Here is a 17,039-nt window from a genome sequence, read left to right as displayed (position 1 = left end):
AATGTCGCCACGCCTATCTCGCTTCGCTGCTCGTCGGCTGTCTCAGTATGCCGGGGGTCATGGTTTCACCTTGATTGAATTGATGGTGGTGGTCGCTATCGTGGGGATCTTGGCTGCGGTCGCGTACCCTTCTTATGCTGAACACATACGCAAGTCACGCCGTGCACAGGCAAAGGCGGATCTTGTCGAATACGCGCAGCTGGCCGAGCGCTCGCATACCACAAACAATACGTATGCAAACTTTCGCTTTGGGAATGGTTCGACCACCATCCAGTCGCCGCGTGAAGGTGGGACTGCGCAGTACTTGATCACAGTCGCTGCTAGTCAATCCGCTTTTACTTTGACTGCGACGCCGCAAGGCAGTCAGCTGCGGGATACATGCGGCACAATGACCTTGAACCAGGCCGGGGTGAAGACTCCGAATGCTTCAACCACTGCCGGCTGCTGGTAGCTCACTCAAGGTGTTGCACTGACGTAAAGTTGCGTCTAGAATACGCCTCCCCGCCCGAATAGCTCAGCCGGTTAGAGCACTTGACTGTTAATCAGGGGGTCGTTGGTTCGAGTCCAACTTCGGGCGCCAAGATGTTGAAGAGGCCGCGACTAGTCGCGGCCTCTTTGTTTTTGCGGTGGCTCACCGGCCGGGGCAGGTAGTTGGTTGCCTGTATCGGACAGACCGCGTTCGCCCTGAGTTGTTGACGATGACATCGGCCAGGCGTTGCGCGCCCGTGCAGAGGCTGATCGTGATGTTGGTGCCGCCATTGCGGCCGTTCGGAAGAAATCGGACAAGCGATCGGCCGATCGTTCCAGTGATGCTGATGTTGTCGCTCGCAGCATACTGCTCGATCCGAAGGATCGAGCCCGCGTCCGCAGGCTGCCCACTACGCGCTGGATCGTTGAAAAGAATCCATCCCCGGCTCCAGTCCCTGTCAGGTCGGCAATTCGTGCCGTCTACGGATGGGCAGACGCTAACCGGCAGGCGATGCGTGATGGCCATGCTCCTGGCCGTCGCCAGATGTACGGTGAGCACGTGAACCCGTGCCTGTGCTCGCTGCCATTCGATCAAAGCATTGAAGCTGGGCAGGCCGATGGCCGCCATGATTCCGATGATCGCCATCACGATCACTAGCTGTACTGCCGTGTACCCTTTTGCGCACGAACGAGTCACTGCTTTCACCGTCCTGCTCCCTGGCTCGGAGCAAGCAGTCTCTACGGCGCCTATGGCCCAGGTAAGGCCGGCTCTCACTTGATGGGCTGTCAGACTTTTACCGAAAGTGGCCTCCGCCATTCGTACCGTCCTCCCCCGAGATTCGCTCCATGACCGACCGCTTTGAACTCGTCTCCCCGTATTCTCCAGCCGGCGACCAACCCGCTGCCATCGAGAAGCTGGTCGCCAACTTCGAGGCCGGCCTGGCCAAGCAGACCCTGCTGGGGGTGACGGGTTCGGGCAAGACCTACACCATCGCTAATGTCGTACAGCAGGTGCAGAAGCCGACCCTGGTGATGGCGCCCAACAAGACGCTGGCAGCGCAGCTGTATGGCGAGTTCAAGTCGTTCTTCCCGAACAACGCGGTCGAGTACTTCGTCAGCTACTACGACTATTACCAGCCCGAGGCCTATGTGCCCTCGTCGGACACCTTCATCGAGAAGGACAGTTCGATCAACGAGCACATCGAGCAGATGCGCCTGTCGGCGACGAAGACGCTGCTCTCGCGTCGTGACTCGCTGGTGGTCGCCACCGTCTCGGCGATCTATGGACTGGGTGCACCGGAGGACTACCTGTCGCTGCGCCTGATCCTGTCGATCGGCGAGCACATCGACCAGCGGCAGTTGATCCGTCATCTCACCGATCTGCAGTACACGCGCAATGAATTCGAGCTCACCCGGGGCGCGTTTCGCGTGCGCGGGGAGGTGGTGGACGTGTTTCCGGCCGAGTCCGATACCGAGGCATTACGGATCGAGTTGTTCGACGGCGATGTCGAGCAGCTGACCTTGTTCGATCCGCTGACCGGCGAGACCCTGCGCAAGCTGCAGCGGTACACCGTCTATCCAAAGACGCACTACGCCACCACGCGCGAGCGCACGCTCAGCGCCGTCGATACGATCAAGGAAGAGCTGAAGGAACGGCTGGAACAGCTGTATTCGCAGAACAAGCTGGTGGAAGCGCAGCGTCTGGCACAACGCACCCAGTTCGATCTGGAGATGATGGCCGAGGTGGGCTTCTGCAACGGCATCGAGAACTATTCGCGGCACCTCACCGGCAAAGCGCCCGGTGAGCCGCCACCGACATTGTTCGACTACTTGCCGCCGGACGCATTGCTGGTCATCGACGAATCCCACGTGACCATTCCGCAGATCGGCGCGATGTACAAGGGCGACCGTTCGCGCAAGGAAACGCTGGTGGAGTTCGGCTTCCGCCTGCCGTCGGCACTCGACAACCGGCCACTGCGCTTCGAAGAATGGGAGGCGCGCTCTCCGCGCAGCATCTATGTGTCGGCGACCCCGGGACCCTACGAGTTACGCGAGTCCGCCGGCGAAATCACCGAGCTGGTCGTGCGTCCAACGGGGTTGATCGATCCAGTCGTGGAGATCCGCCCGGTGGGCACCCAGGTCGACGACCTGATGTCCGAGGTGCACGAGCGCATCAAGCTCGGTGACCGCGTGCTGGTCACCACGCTGACCAAGCGCATGGCCGAAAACCTCACCGAATACCTGGGCGAGCACGGCATTCGCGTGCGCTATCTGCACTCGGACATCGACACGGTCGAGCGCGTGGAGATCATCCGCGACCTGCGCCTGGGCAAGTTCGATGTGTTGGTCGGCATCAATTTGCTACGCGAAGGCCTGGACATGCCGGAGGTGTCGCTGGTGGCGATCCTGGACGCGGACAAGGAGGGCTTCCTGCGTTCGACTGGTTCGTTGATTCAGACCATTGGCCGCGCCGCGCGCAACCTGCGCGGCAAGGCCATCCTGTATGCCGACAAGATGACACGATCGATGCAGGCGGCGATCGACGAAACCGACCGGCGTCGCGAAAAACAGGTCGAGTACAACCTCGAGCATGGCATCACACCGAAGTCGGTGGCGCGCCCGATCTCCGACATCATGGAGGGTGCCCGCGAGGACGCCGCCGAGAAGAAGGCTGGCAAGGGACGTTCGAAGTTGCGTCAGGTGGCCGAAGAAGCGCCGGACTATCGTGCGATGAAGCCTGCCGAGATCGCCGGCAAGCTCAAGAGCCTGGAGCAGAAGATGTACCAGCACGCCAAGGATCTGGAGTTCGAGGCTGCGGCCCAGATTCGTGACCAGATCCAGAAGTTGAAGGCGGCAAGCCTGGGGTAGGGCGGGGCGTCGCTCACATGCAAGGAGGGCTTGTGGTCCTCAAAACCCTGCGCTAGAATGCGCGCCCTGCGCAGCGCAATGCTGGCGCAGGATTCGGGCGGTTAGCTCAGCGGTAGAGCACTACCTTGACATGGTAGGGGTCACAGGTTCGAACCCTGTACCGCCCACCACTTCAAGTCCAGACGACATAAGGGCTTGGGTGGCTTCAAGATCGGCAACGACGTTTGCCACTGACTCCAGAAGTGACGTTGCTCAGAAGCTTCTCTTGCTTCGGCCTGTCCTTGGTTGGATCTTCGATGATCGATTTCAACCCTTCTTCGCTGGGTTTAAGATGCCTCGGATCTAGCCTTGCGCAACGGTGGTTGGTTGTGTCTGTTGGGCGGTGAGCCTGCAAGATGCTCCCCATGTGGCTAGTCCACGTTGCCGCGGCCCCGGGACGATGTTGCGGCCAACCCCATCCGATCTACCCGATCTACGACAGGGCTGTGGAGTTCACTCTTTCTTATTGTCTATGCGCGGTTGTCGCCTTGCGCGGGTCGGTTGACCAGCTAACTGAACGCTACTTCGGACGACGACCTGGACGCGTAGCCAATGCAAGCAGCTGGCTTCTACGATCGGTCGACGTCCCTGGCTAGCTGCCACTCCCCAAGGCGTGATCCAATCCAGGCTCACCCGCACCGCTTCCGGACCAGTGCTGCCCGGCCAGTACGGTCGCGTGAGTCCAACGAAAGCGCTTTCTCCGTCACACGTCCTGCTTTAACATCCCACCCGCGCTGACGGAAAGGAAGGCTGGCGATGGACGAGTATCAGCACACCGTGCTGACCAGAGGAGGGTATCGCGTCGTGGCGATCACGCGCGATGAGATGTATGCACCTGATGCTGTTGTGGCGTACGCGGTCGTTACCGATGCGGGGGCGCGAATCACGCCCGATCTGTCCCTGGATCAGGCGAAGGTATGGATCGACTCTCTCGTCGAAAGTGAGAGCGGGGGGCGCAAGTCCGGCCTGATCGATCATAAGCCCGTCGTTCGTCGCTAGTTGTCGTCAGATGCAAGCCTAAGGAGAAGGGCGCATGTCCAAACCCAAAACGATTCCGATTGCCACCTTGGTTGCTGTGCTTGCCGGGTACTTGCTGTCTGGCTATATCACGCTGCTCCTGCTGCGGCTTGATACGGCTCTGTACAGCTGGGATACCTACTACCGCTATTTCAGTGCATTGGGTTTGCCACAAGTCGCTCCGTTCGCCACCAAGATCAAGATGTCCGGTGTCATTGGCTTCGGTCTGCCGGGAATCGTGTGGCTCATTGCGATTGCATTGATCCTCAAGCCGAAGGCGCGAGCCCTGCATGGTGACGCACGCTTCGCTGGCGCCGCCGATCTTGCCAAGCACGGGCTCTTCAAGCCCAGCGGGAACGGCATCGTTGTCGGCAAATTCAACGGCAAGCTGGTGCGTTTGAGCGGGCAGCAATTCGTGATCCTTGCGGCGCCGACGCGCTCAGGCAAGGGTGTCGGCGTCGTCATCCCCAACCTGCTCGAGTACCAGGAATCGATCGTCGTCCTGGACATCAAGCAGGAAAACTTCGATCTCACCAGTGGTTGGCGTGCGAGTCAGGGCCACGAAGTCTTCTTGTTCAATCCGTTCGCCGAAGACCGGCGCACGCATCGCTGGAATCCGTTGACCTATGTGTCGAACGACCCGGCGTTCCGCGTCTCGGACCTCATGAGCATTGCCGCGATGTTGTATCCGGATGGCTCGGACGACCAGAAATTCTGGGTCAGCCAGGCGCGCAATGCGTTCATGGCTTTTGCTCTGTATCTGTTCGAGAACTGGGACGAAGAGCTGTCGTTGGGCTTCCCGGGCGGGGCAGGGGCGCCGACGCTGGGCGGAATTTACCGGCTCTCGTCGGGCGACGGCACCGACCTGAAGAAGTACCTGAAGTCGCTGTCGGAGCGGCGGTTCCTCAGCAGTAATGCCAAGTCGGCTTTTGCCAACATGCTGTCACAGGCGGATGAGACCTTCGCCTCGATCATGGGCACCTTGAAAGAACCGCTCAACGCGTGGATCAACCCCGTATTGGACGCTGCCACCAGCGCCGACGACTTCCTGCTGACGGACCTCCGCAAGAAGAAGATGACGATCTACATCGGCATCCAGCCCAACAAGCTGGCCGAGAGCCGCCTGATCATCAACCTGCTCTTCAGCCAGATCATCAACCTCAATACCCGTGAGCTGCCGAAGTCCAATCCGGAGCTCAAGTATCAGTGCTTGCTGCTCATGGACGAATTCACCTCGATCGGCAAGGTGGACATCATCGCCACCGCTGTAGCCTATATGGCCGGCTACAACATCCGCTTGCTGCCCATCATCCAGAGCATGGCGCAGCTGGATGCGACCTACGGCAAGGACCTGTCGCGCACCATCATCACCAACCACGCCCTGCAGATCCTCTACGCACCACGCGAACAGCAGGACGCCAACGACTACTCCGAGATGCTGGGCTACACCACCATCAAGAAGAAGAACGTCACCAGGGGGCGGGAGACCACGCATAGCGTGTCAGAGGAGCGTCGGGCGCTGATGTTGCCGCAGGAGCTCAAGGCGATGGGCATGGCTAAAGAGGTCTTTCTGTACGAGGGTATTCCGCATCCTGTCAAGTGCGACAAAATCAGGTATTACGAAGACAAATATTTCACGTCCAGGCTGTTGGCTAAGGTAGACATTAAGCCAATCGATATTTTGTGAACGCTATCACGCCATTTGTTGGGCTTGTGCCTGTTTTGCTGAAATTTTAACTAATGCTTGACGTGGCGTCGCTATCAGTGCAAATTGACAAGTCAAGATTGGGGCAAGATCTGCGGCGAGCCGGAGCGGCTCGATTGGGGCTCAACATGGAACGTTTCGATGATTTTTCAATCAAATTTGTTTCTTCCGCCTTGGTTTTGTTGGGGTCTCGGGCAGTTGCGCCGGGCTTGGGCAGGTGCTTGGCGAAAGATACCTCTGGGTTCATTCAAGCCAGTGGCCGAAGTGAACTCGTCTGGCGAAAGCCATCACTCCCGCCATGGAGATGTAGCGTGAGGCAAGCGCAGGTCCTAAAAATGTGTGTAGTGTCGGGTGCAATTCTCTTGCTCAGCGCTTGCGCGACCAAGGCTGCCCCTGATTTCGGTGGACGGTGGAAGCCTGTCAACCGATTTGCCAAGACCACCATGGAAATTCCGCTTTATAAGTCTTATGTCTACCAGGCGACGCCTATGGACGGGACGTTGAAGGCGATGCTGGAGCGATGGGCCAAGGATTCCAGCATGGATCTGGATTACAAGATCCTTTCTGACTACACGCTATTTGGCGCGGTAGCAGAAATTTCTAGTACCAATGTCAATGAGGCTGCAGCCAGCCTGAGTGCTGTCTATGCGGGCCAGGGTGTCTCGGTTGTGGTTGTCGGCAACAAGATCGTTGTACAGCCGGCATCAAGCTCGGCCGCCAAGCCTGGCGCTAATCAGTAGATCCCTCTGCCGCCCCCCGGTGGGTGCGGGCCCAACGATCGTATTTGGTAATCAACGGATAACCCATGTTCCGTAAGAAGGAAGCCGCGGGAGCCAAGGTAGAGCAGTCTGTCGCCAAGGCCGTCAGTTATGAAATCACTGTGGCCGACATGGCCCGCAAGAGCGAGCGACGTGCCTGGATGGTTGCAGGATGCTCGGTAGTTTTGTCAATGATTTTGGCAGGCGGCTATTTTTATATCCTTCCACTGAAGGAGAAGGTTCCCTTCTTGGTAATGGCCGATGCCTATACCGGAACGGCAACCGTCGCTCGCCTGACCGGAACGTTCCAGGGTGAAAAAATTACCACGAACGAAGCTATTAATCGGAGCAACGTCGCGCAATATGTCTTGGCGCGTGAATCTTATGATTCGCAGTTGATGGGTTTGCGGGATTGGGATCTGGTCTTTTTGATGTCATCTGACTCGGTCGCCGCTTCCTATCGACAGCTTTACGCGAAAGCAAACCCGGCAAATCCGTTTGTCATGTATGGCCGTGAGAAAGCGATCCGGGTCAAAATTTTGAGCTTGACCCCTCTCGATGCGCGTCCTGATGGTGGGTTTAGTGGTGCTTCAGTGCGTATCCAGCGCAGCCTATTTGACAAGCGAACGGGCGTCAGTAGGTATCTGGATAGCCGGATTATCACAATGCGTTTTACTTACCGCAATGACGTAGCGTTTTCCGAGCAGGACAGGGTGTTGAATCCGCTCGGCTTCCAAGTAGCTGAATACCGAGCCGATACGGACTACTCGAAGGGAGTACCGGTTCCGGCTGACGACGCCGAAGCACTCGATGCACCGGCTGATCAAGCTGCCCCGGCGGCGCAGGGTGCTGCCGAGATGCCGGACGCGAGAGTCGATCAATTGCCCGTTATCGGAGCTGGCGCGCCTCAAGCGGTGGGGCCACAAACGGTCGAGCCAATTTCCATTGGAACTGCTGAGGGAGCAAGCAACCGATGAGTATGAGTAGTGGACGTAAATACGGGCTTGCATTGGCCCTTCTTGCAGCAATCGCCGCGTCGCCAATTGCCGTGCAGGCACAGGCAGTCGATTACTACGATTACAAGCCCGATCAGATCTACCAAGTTCGGACTGGTCTAGGAATCACGACGCAGATCGAGCTGAGCCCAAACGAGAAGATACTGGATTACAGTACGGGTTTCAGTAGCGGTTGGGAGCTGACCCGTCGGGGCAACGTCTTTTATCTCAAGCCGAAGAACGTCGACGTGGACACCAACCTGATGGTGCGTACTGAGATGAATTCTTACATCTTCGAGCTGAAGGTCGTCGCGACCGACTGGCGCCAGCTGGAGCAGGCCCGTCGCGACGGTGTACAGTATAAGATTGCGTTCACTTATCCCGGTGACACGCAGTTTGCTGTTGCTCAAAAAGCGGTCGAGGAAGAAGTCAAGCCGTTGCTGAGTAGTGAATTGGCAAAGGATCGTCAGTACTATTTTGACTATTCGTATTCCACCCGAAACAAGAAAAAGGCGTGGTTGATCCCGGTCAGTGCCTACGACGACGGCCGTTTTACCTATTTGAAGTTAAATCCGTCTCCTGAATTCCAGACCGGTAGTTTCCCGGCCGTATTTGGGCGCGAGCAAGAGCATGGCGAAGATTTTGTGGTGAATACCACTGTTGAAGGGAATACGTTGGTCGTGCATGGGACGTACCCTTATCTGGTTATCCGTCACGGTGATAACGTGGTCGGGCTGCGAAGGAATGCGAAGAAATGAGTCCAAATACTTCTAACAACGATCAAAGTCGTGAGCAGGCTGATGCAGCGCGTGATACCCACGAAGAAGCACTGGGCTCGAACCCGTACTACAGTCGTGCTCAGGGCGATGCCCCCAATCTGGACGCTGCCGCGCCAACGCTGCGAAGCGCGGAAGATCAACGGCTGAACAGGAAGGCGTTAGTCTTCCTCGCAGGTATCGTTGCGCTGCTGATCCTGATGGGGTTTCTGGTATTACGGAAGTCGCGTGACGAGGAAGAAGCACCGAAAAAGGAGACGCAGGTCGCGCGCACCGCTACCCCGACAATTCCGAACCTTCAGCGCGATCCCGAGCCGGTGCAGGCGAGTGAGCCGGATGCGATCGACGTGTTGCCTGCGCTTCCTAACTCGGCGCCGCCTCCGCAAGTCAATTATCAGCCGATGTCGGATGCCCCGCGTAACGATCGCGGGCCAAGCTTGCTTGAGCGGCGCATGGCCTCGACAGGACTCGGCTCGGGCAGCCAGGGCGGCGACGCTGGCGCTGATGCGCCACCGCAGCCATCGGATGAGATGTATCGGCAGCTCATGTCGCGTGCGTCCGGTGGCGAGTCGTCGCCTCAGGATAGTGAGCCCAAGCGTGGCCCCGATGTGGATGATGTATCCAGCGCCAGCTTCATCAATCACCCGGATGCACTGCTGGTGCGAGGCACCTATCTGCGGTGTGTGCTCGAGACGCGCATCATTACCGACGTGCCTGGCTTTACGTCCTGCTTGCTAACCGAGCCCGTGTATTCCATCAATGGACGTAGTCTGCTGCTACCGAAGGGATCTAAGATCTACGGGGCCTATGGTGGTGGTCCGACTGGTAAGCGCGTCTCGGTCATCTGGGATCGCATTACTACCCCGAACGGTATCGACGTTGCAATGTCTAGCCCTGGCGTAGACCAGCTGGGTGGCGCAGGGCATCCGGGCCAATACAGTGCACATTGGGGGAGTCGCATCACCTCGGCGCTGATGATCAGTATGCTGGCCGACATCTTCAAATACGCGGCAGCTGAGAGCGGCCCTGAGACGACGACCATCACAGGCAATGGGCTGGCAATTCAGCAGCCTTACGAAAGTTCCACTGCGCGCACGATGGAGCGCCTGGCCGGTGAAGCGCTCAATGAGAATATGCGCCGCCCGCCAACGGTCACCATTAACCAGGGTGTCGTGGTCAATGTGTATGTGGCCAAAGATGTCGATTTCACCGCTGTGCTTGCACGGCGCCGATAACGGATAGCTGCGATGGACGCCGAGTCCAAAATTGCCGACGTATCAAGTGAGTTCCTGCGCTATCAGTACGAAGTGTTGGGTATTCACGAATACATGACGTCCAAAGACGTGACGGAAATCTGTATTAATCGTCCCGGCGAGCTCTATCTGGAAACGGCATCGGGCTGGCAGCGTGTCGAGGTACCAACCCTGACCTTTGAACGCGCCCGGCAGTTTTGTACCGCGGTGGTCAACGAAAGCAACACGGGGCAGCGAATCACCGACGCTGACCCGGTGGTTTCGTTGACGTTCCCGACCGGCCAGCGTGCTCAGTTCGTTATCCCCCCGGCATGCGACGCTGGAAAGGTATCGATCACTATCCGTCTTCCCTCCAAGCACACGAAGACGCTGGCGCAATACCAAGAAGACGGCTTTTTCGATCAGATTCTCGAAACCGGTCATAGCCTCACCGACCAAGATCGCGAACTACTAGAGTTGCGGCATACCCGCAACTATGCCGAGTTCTTCAGGCGCGCCGTACTTTATAAGAAAAATATCGTCGTGTCGGGCGCAACCGGCAGTGGTAAAACGACGTTCATGAAGTCGCTCGTCCACCACATTCCGGAGAATGAGCGGCTTGTGACGATCGAGGACGCGCGGGAATTATTTCTCACGCAGCAAAATACGGTTCACTTGCTCTATTCGAAAGGTGGGCAAAGCGCGAGCAACGTATCTGCAAAAAGCTGTATGGAAGCGTGCCTGCGCATGAAGCCGGACCGGATCATTTTAGCGGAGCTACGAGGGGACGAGGCGTTCTACTTCATCCGTAATTGCGCATCGGGCCATCCCGGATCGATTACAAGCTGCCATGCCGGTAGTCCTGAGCAAACCTGGGACCAGCTGGCGCTGATGGTGAAGGCGTCCGCCGAAGGATCCGGACTTGAATTCGCAATTATCAAGCGTCTGTTGATGATGACGATTGACGTCGTCGTACACATCAAGGCACATGCAGGTCGGCGCTACATCACAGGTATCGACTTCAACCCTGAGCGTGCGTTCGCGTGAAGCGGTGCCCGTCAAGAACTTCGAGAGCTGATGAGGTGAGTCATGCTTCCTGGAATTGAGATGGCTGCGTGTTCCGAAATGGCAGTTCCCATGTCGGTGATGCAACACGTAGTGAACGTCGAGTCGTCCAGTAACCCCTACGCCATCGGCGTGGTCGGGGGTAGGCTCGTGCGGCAACCCAAAACCATGGGAGAAGCGCTAGCTACAGTTAGAATGCTCGAAGAGAAAGGCTACAACTTTTCGGTCGGCTTGGCTCAAGTGAATCGCTACAACCTGACCAAATACGGCCTAAGCTCGTACGAAAAGGCGTTTCACCAGTGTTCCAATTTGCAGGCCGGGTCCAAGATCCTGGCTGAATGTTATTCGCGCTCCGGCAATGACTGGGGTAAATCGTTCAGCTGCTACTACTCGGGAAATTTCGTCACCGGGTATCGACATGGTTACGTGCAAAAGATCTATGCGTCTATTCAGGGGCAGAAAGGAGCTGAGGCGGTCGCTCCGATTGCCGTCGTGAATACAAGGCAGGCGTCAAAGCCCGCGCGGGTCACGGCACCTCCAAATATGCAAATAGAGCGTAGAATTGTCGACCAAGGCACAGTCGAAAGGGTGCAGGGAATGGCACAGAGAGCGCAGTTCACACCCCAGCGGAATGGTGACCCCGCATTGGTGATTGCTCCTTCGAGCGTGTCGGAGTACGCCCGAGGCGCGTTGATGAGGACGGCCGATGCGGCGATTTCCAGTGTTGTTTCGAATGCGCTCACGAAGCGGAGTGGGCCCGGGCCGAGCGAGCCAGTCGGCGAGCCGACTTCGCACGCGCAGCAAGAAGCACCTGCGTCGGGACTCGGCAACTCCTCAGCTCCTGTCGTGGTGCGTCCATGGGGCGAAAAAGTCAATGGCGCACGTCCCATGAACCAGCAGAAGTCATCCACGGCGCCGACTGCGCCGAGTGTAGATACCGCATTCGTTTTCTGACGATTGCAAACCCAACGGCTGGCAGTGCCGGCTAGTAGTTGTTGCCAGACCATCATCAAGGAGATTAACAGTGAAGATGAACAATCAAGACATTGCAAATGCACGTCGTACGCTCAAGACAATTGCTTACGCCGTGGCGTCGGTCGCTGTGTTTGCTTCGGGCGCAGCGTTGGCTGGCCCAGGCGGAACCTCATACGGCGGCACGGATCAGAAGGTCTGCGGTTTCTTTGAAGACATCAACGGCTTGCTCAGCATGGCGTCGATCGCCGTGGTGACCATTGCTGTCATCTTCTCGGGATACCAGATTGCATTCGCGCACAAGCGGATTGGTGACGTCGCGCCGATCCTGATCGGTGGAGTCCTCATCGGTGCTGCCGGACAGATCTCGACCATGTTGATCGGCGAGGAAGGTGAGAAGTGCACCGCAATGGTGATGCACCTCAGCCAGTACATGAATGCATAAGAACGTCGTCTTCAGGGGCTGCACGCGTCCAGCGATGTTTCTGGGCGTCCCATATTTGCCGTTCTTCCTGATCGTGGGAGGCACGTTTCTGCTGTCTCTCTACACCAGGATGTGGGTGATGGCTGCCATTCCTCTTGAGATTTTCATCCTGCGGCAGATGGCGCGCCGTGACGAGATGATCTTTCGGATGCTTGGACTGAAGCTGCAATTTCAGTTCAAGGTCAGGAATGTTGGAGATCATTCTGGTAACTGGGTGTTTTCGCCGAATAACTATCGTCGGACCCCTGCGCCGAAAGATTGACGCCTGCACATCGGACCGGCAGCGTGCTGCCGGTCCGCTCTATGGAAGGCCCCTAGTTACGCGTTTTCAACGGAATAGAGCATGTTCAGTCCAGATGCGCCCATTGGTGACTTTGTTACGCTGTCATCTCATGTTGCACCCGCGGTCATCAAGACCACGGGCGGCGATTTCCTGATCACGTGGCATCTAGAGGGCTTGCCCTTCGTAGGGCGTGAAGACTGGGATCTGGAGCATAAGCACAACACGTTCAATCGCCTGCTGCAGACCTTGCGTGCCCCTGATTTTGTCAACGTGGCATTTTGGGTGCATGACGTCCGCCGCAAGCGTCGTCTCAAGAGCAAAAGCACGTTCCGGCAGCGCTTCAATCAGGATCTCTCTGACGAATATTTCGACATGCTGTCGGCGCAGCGGATCATGCAGAACGAGTTGTATCTGACGATGATTTACCGCCCTGTCGTCGCGGGAAAGCGCTTCGTCGAAAAATCGACCAATATCGAAAAGCTTCAGGCTGAGCAGAATCAGGCGATTGCCAAGTTGATGGAGATGGCTGGTAACGTCGAAGCTGTCATTCGTGACTACTCGCCTTATCGTCTGGGAATGTACGAGGCGAAGAACGGTGTTGTCTTTTCTGAAGCGCTTGAGTTCTTTGGCTATCTGATCAACCGCATTGATGAGCCGGTTCCTGTCCTGTCGGCGCCGATCAAGGATTATCTGCCTGTCAGCCGGCATACGTTTTCGCCCAAGACGGGCGATTTCCTGGTAACAACGCCAAATGGCGGTAATCATTTTGGCGCCATTCTCAATATCAAGGAATATGCAGAGGCAACGTTCCCTGGAATCTTGAATGGGCTGAAGTATCTCGATTTTGAATACGTCATCACCCATTCATTTAGCCCCATGGGCCGTCAAGATGCGCTAAAGGTCCTTGATCGCACGAAGGGCATGATGATTTCGTCGGGTGACAAAGCCGTTAGTCAAATTGTCGAGCTCGATCAGGCCATGGATCAGTTGTCGTCAGGCAACTTTGTGCTGGGCGAATACCACTTCCTGATTGCCATTTACGCTGACAGCCAAGAACGCTTGTCGCAGAATATTGCGGCGACGCGCGCCGAACTCTCGAATGCAAGCTTTGTTTCCGCGAAGGAAGATATCGCAATCGCATCGTCGTTCTACTCTCAATTGCCCGGCAACTGGCGCTACAGGACGCGTTTGGCCAATATTAGTTCACTGAATTTTCTGGGTTTGTCGCCGTTGCACAATTTTGCGACTGGTAAACAGCACAACAACCCATGGGGAGACTGCGTTACAACGCTGCAGACCACCAATGGGCAGCCGTACTATTTCAATTTCCACGCCACACACCCGTCAGAAAATTCGCTTGGCGAAAAGGCGATCGCAAATACGATGGTGATCGGTAAATCCGGCACCGGTAAAACAGCGCTGATCAACTTCCTGCTGAGCCAGGTACAAAAGTACGAGCCTTCGCCCACCATTTTCTTCTTCGATAAAGACCGTGGTGCCGAAATTTTTGTGCGTGCTTGCGGTGGGAATTATCTTGCCCTGGAAAATGGCCAGCCTACCGGGTTCAATCCCTTCCAGTGCGAGCGCTCAGAAGAGAATGTTCAGTTTTTGGCAGAGTTAATCAAGGTGCTGGCTGGCAAGCGGGAGTATACCTCGCGCGAAGAGGAAGATATCTATCGAGCTGTCGAAAACATGCTCGATACGCCAATGCATTTGCGCAGCATGAGTAACTTCCAAAAGAGCCTTCCCAATATGGGCGACGACGGGCTGTATGCCCGTATGCGGCGCTGGACAATGGGTAACTCGCTAGGCTGGGTATTCGATAATCCGGTAGATACTGTCGACCTCAGTCGAGCCAATATCATCGGGTTTGATTATACCGATGTCATTGATAATCCTGAAGTTCGCGTGCCGGTTATCAATTATCTCCTGCACAAGCTCGAGTCGCTGATCGACGGCCGCCCCCTGATCTATGTGATGGACGAGTTCTGGAAGATTCTCGATGGAGAGGGTGGTCTGAAAGAGTTTGCCAAAAACAAGCAAAAGACCATTCGTAAACAAAACGGACTGGGAATCTTTGCTACCCAAAGTCCGGAGGACGCGCTGAAGAGCGACATTGCCGCAGCGTTGATCGAACAGACGGCGACCTTGATTCTGCTGCCTAATCCAAATGCGAGTAAGGAGGACTACATCGAAGGGTTGAAGCTTACCGATGCAGAATTCCAAGTGGTAACCGCACTGGACGAGCGGTCTCGGTGTTTCCTTGTGAAGCAGGGGCACGCATCTAGTGTCTGTCAGCTCAACCTGCGCGGCATGGATGATGCGTTGTCGGTGATTTCCGCTTCGACCGATAACATCGAGGTGATGCACCGAGTGATTCAGGATGCTGCGCTCAGGCGTGGCGTTCATGTCAGTGAGTTGTCGCCCGAAGAATGGCTAGAGAATTTCTACGAAAGGCGCAAGGGGTCGCGTAGCAAGAAGCAGCAGGTCGCCGCTGCTTGAGTGCAAGGACGTTGCATATTTCGATTGATCGAATAAGAGAAGCTGGAGAAGAAGATGAATGTTAAAAAGGATCGCGCCGATAAATCGTCTAGGGTTGGGTCCAAGTTACGGACGCTGGTCTTGGTGCTTGGCTGCGCGGCTTGCCTGAATGGTCAGGCTGTGACATTCATCGATCCAGCAAACCTGGTGGAAAATTTCACACAGCGGGTCCAATCTGCTTGGCAGTTTGCGAAAGATAATTCGCAATACGCGAAAGAGGCGCAGTATTTCATCGACCAGGCAAGACGGTGGAAACAACAATATGACGCCGCAATGGCCTTCATCGATCTGGCGAGCTACCGATCAATGCTACCGGACGGTGTAGAGTTGGCGAAAGTAGACGAGGAATACATGGTCAAGGAGCGCTGCGGTGGAGAGGCTCCCAGTGTGTTCAGTGTCTCGGGTCTGAAGGAAATTATTTCCAGTAAGGTCAAGGAGGCGTTGAACAGTGAAGGAATCGACGAGCAACAAAAAAAGACCTGCGCTTACATTCAGATGCTTAAAAATAAGCGTTACAACGATTCGATTGATTTTATTGAAGTGACGATGCCCGCTTTTCAGCGGGAACTTGATCGTATCGTGTTTCGTGCAGCAGGGAATAATACGCCGGGCGCGGTGGATGCGCGTATGTTCGAATTGAGAACCCTGTCAAACGCGATGGATATTCAAATGTCGACATGGACCGCCCGTAATCAGGCATACGAGACATATATCGTTCTGATGGAGGACAAGCAAAAGTCACTTGCCAAACAGGCGCTTAAGGGTAAGGAAGTGCTGCTGGGCACGGTGGTCAAGAATCTCGCTCTGCGCGCAGCGCTGAAAAACGAAAAGACAAACTAGTTGTCACTCGGCAATTTCGTCGGAGCTTGCGCTTCGGCACCGTTAGAACCAAGGAATGCGTCTCATGGTTATGGACATCGTTAGCACAGTTTCCAATTGGCTTCCTAGCATGCGCGTAGCCGATGGTGGGTCTATTGGAGATTTCTTCTTTTTCCAAGCCATTATCGAGTATCTCCGGATCGAGATTTACAATTTCGGTCTGGAGACCATGCGCCGGATGATGGGATGGGTGGCAGGAATTGCACTGACGCTCATGACACTCTGGATCCTGTTCCAAGGCTATCTGATTATCTCCGGAAAGAGCCGGGACTCGATGATGGCACTCGTCACCGGCATGGCGCGTGGCGCGCTGGTGGTGATGGTGGCATCGTCAATGGGCATGTTTGGTCAGGACCTTCATCAGTTTCTGGCGGTTGACGTTCCTCAGGAAATCACCGGGCTTATCACCGGAAAAGAAGATGAAACCGCAGAGCATCAAATCGATGAGAGCTTAGCCTGGATGCAGGTCGCGCTGACCACGATAGACTCGCTGCAAGTCGTCGATGATGAAGGCCTGCAACGAGAGAAAGCGACCGCCATGTGGTTCACCGGCATCGGTACGGGTGGACCGGCGTTGACGGCCGCTGCCATGTTGCTGCTGTATCAGGTGGCCATTGCGATGTTCGTCGGGTTTGGGCCGTTGTTTATTCTGTGCCTGTTATTTGACCAGACCAAGCAGCTGTTCCAGAAGTGGCTGCTTTATGGTATCGGTACGATGTTCTCGATGGGCGTGCTGGCCGCGATGGTGTCGATCTGCATGAAGATGGTCGCCAAGGTCGCTGGATCGCTCTGGGCGGTCAAGGGGCTTGGCATGGTGCTGGACATGGATTTTACGAACGGCATCACAAGCCAGGCCATGCAAACCGGCGGGATGGGCGTATTGTTGACGCTCCTGATCTTGACGACACCTCCGATGGCCGCGTTCTTCTTCCAAGGTACCTTGGGTAGCTTCATGGC

16 protein-coding genes and 2 tRNA genes are annotated in these 17,039 nt (G+C 56.2%); 17 read left to right on the top strand and 1 reads right to left on the bottom strand.

Translation table 11 applies throughout. The features are described 5' to 3' along the window. The first annotated feature begins 1 nt into the window (after position 1). Entirely contained in the window at positions 2–451 is a 450-nt protein-coding gene (locus tag OZ10_RS00080; RefSeq protein WP_039407505.1) for a type IV pilin protein, read from the top strand. Positions 452–503: 52 nt separating this feature from the next. Continuing rightward, positions 504–580 (top strand) — tRNA-Asn (locus OZ10_RS00075). 51 nt (positions 581–631) lie between these two features. Here the strand turns inward: OZ10_RS00075 and OZ10_RS20315 are convergent. Then, entirely contained in the window at positions 632–1,174 is a 543-nt protein-coding gene (locus tag OZ10_RS20315) for a GspH/FimT family pseudopilin (protein ID WP_052209924.1), read from the bottom strand. Positions 1,175–1,314: 140 nt separating this feature from the next. Here OZ10_RS20315 and uvrB point away from each other — a divergent pair, with 140 nt between their 5' ends. The 15 genes from uvrB to OZ10_RS00005 form a co-directional block, all read left to right on the top strand. Further along, entirely contained in the window at positions 1,315–3,336 is a 2,022-nt protein-coding gene (gene uvrB / locus OZ10_RS00070) for an excinuclease ABC subunit UvrB (protein WP_039407507.1), read from the top strand. Between the two features lie 95 nt (positions 3,337–3,431). After that, positions 3,432–3,506, top strand: a tRNA-Val gene (locus OZ10_RS00065). A 625-nt stretch (positions 3,507–4,131) separates the two neighbouring features. Then, positions 4,132–4,374 carry a hypothetical protein gene (locus OZ10_RS00060; RefSeq protein ID WP_039407510.1) on the top strand — a complete coding sequence of 81 codons (243 nt, stop codon included), beginning with the start codon at positions 4,132–4,134 and terminating at the stop codon, positions 4,372–4,374. A gap of 34 nt (positions 4,375–4,408) precedes the next feature. Continuing rightward, the gene (locus OZ10_RS00055) at positions 4,409–6,079 is read left to right on the top strand and encodes a type IV secretory system conjugative DNA transfer family protein (RefSeq protein ID WP_039407513.1); all 1,671 of its coding nucleotides are present in this window, start codon (positions 4,409–4,411) and stop codon (positions 6,077–6,079) included. 353 nt (positions 6,080–6,432) lie between these two features. After that, the gene (locus OZ10_RS00050; protein ID WP_039407516.1) at positions 6,433–6,837 is read left to right on the top strand and encodes a hypothetical protein; all 405 of its coding nucleotides are present in this window, start codon (positions 6,433–6,435) and stop codon (positions 6,835–6,837) included. Positions 6,838–6,902: 65 nt separating this feature from the next. After that, the gene (locus OZ10_RS00045) at positions 6,903–7,832 is read left to right on the top strand and encodes a VirB8 family type IV secretion system protein (RefSeq protein WP_039407518.1); all 930 of its coding nucleotides are present in this window, start codon (positions 6,903–6,905) and stop codon (positions 7,830–7,832) included. Between the two features lie 2 nt (positions 7,833–7,834). Beyond that, on the top strand, positions 7,835–8,608 hold the full coding sequence (locus OZ10_RS00040; protein ID WP_039407519.1) for a TrbG/VirB9 family P-type conjugative transfer protein: 774 nt from the start codon (positions 7,835–7,837) through the stop codon (positions 8,606–8,608). Then, positions 8,605–9,861, top strand: a complete 1,257-nt coding sequence (locus OZ10_RS00035; RefSeq protein WP_039407521.1) for a TrbI/VirB10 family protein — start codon at positions 8,605–8,607, stop codon at positions 9,859–9,861. The genes OZ10_RS00040 and OZ10_RS00035 overlap by 4 nt, the downstream gene beginning before the upstream one ends. Positions 9,862–9,873: 12 nt before the next feature. Then, positions 9,874–10,905 carry a P-type DNA transfer ATPase VirB11 gene (gene virB11 / locus OZ10_RS00030; protein WP_039407524.1) on the top strand — a complete coding sequence of 344 codons (1,032 nt, stop codon included), beginning with the start codon at positions 9,874–9,876 and terminating at the stop codon, positions 10,903–10,905. Positions 10,906–10,947: 42 nt separating this feature from the next. Then, on the top strand, positions 10,948–11,877 hold the full coding sequence (locus OZ10_RS23045) for a lytic transglycosylase domain-containing protein (RefSeq protein WP_081419185.1): 930 nt from the start codon (positions 10,948–10,950) through the stop codon (positions 11,875–11,877). Between the two features lie 70 nt (positions 11,878–11,947). Then, the gene (locus OZ10_RS00025) at positions 11,948–12,340 is read left to right on the top strand and encodes a TrbC/VirB2 family protein (protein ID WP_039407527.1); all 393 of its coding nucleotides are present in this window, start codon (positions 11,948–11,950) and stop codon (positions 12,338–12,340) included. Continuing rightward, on the top strand, positions 12,333–12,641 hold the full coding sequence (locus OZ10_RS00020; RefSeq protein ID WP_039407530.1) for a VirB3 family type IV secretion system protein: 309 nt from the start codon (positions 12,333–12,335) through the stop codon (positions 12,639–12,641). Before OZ10_RS00025 ends, OZ10_RS00020 begins: the two co-directional genes overlap by 8 nt. A gap of 81 nt (positions 12,642–12,722) precedes the next feature. Next, positions 12,723–15,164 (top strand): VirB4 family type IV secretion/conjugal transfer ATPase, encoded by a 2,442-nt coding sequence (locus tag OZ10_RS00015; protein WP_039407533.1) that lies wholly within the window; start codon positions 12,723–12,725, stop codon positions 15,162–15,164. A 54-nt stretch (positions 15,165–15,218) separates the two neighbouring features. Then, positions 15,219–16,043 carry a hypothetical protein gene (locus OZ10_RS00010; RefSeq protein ID WP_039563608.1) on the top strand — a complete coding sequence of 275 codons (825 nt, stop codon included), beginning with the start codon at positions 15,219–15,221 and terminating at the stop codon, positions 16,041–16,043. A gap of 109 nt (positions 16,044–16,152) precedes the next feature. Then, positions 16,153–17,039: TrbL/VirB6 family protein (locus OZ10_RS00005; RefSeq protein ID WP_236726930.1), on the top strand; the 887-nt coding region annotated here is incomplete at its 3' end.

The sequence above is a fragment of the Xanthomonas cannabis pv. cannabis genome, from assembly GCF_000802365.1.
Classification (GTDB): Bacteria; Pseudomonadota; Gammaproteobacteria; order Xanthomonadales; family Xanthomonadaceae; genus Xanthomonas; species Xanthomonas cannabis.
The sequence above is the reverse complement of the archived record's forward strand: the minus strand, read 5'-3'. Positions and strand labels throughout refer to the sequence as shown.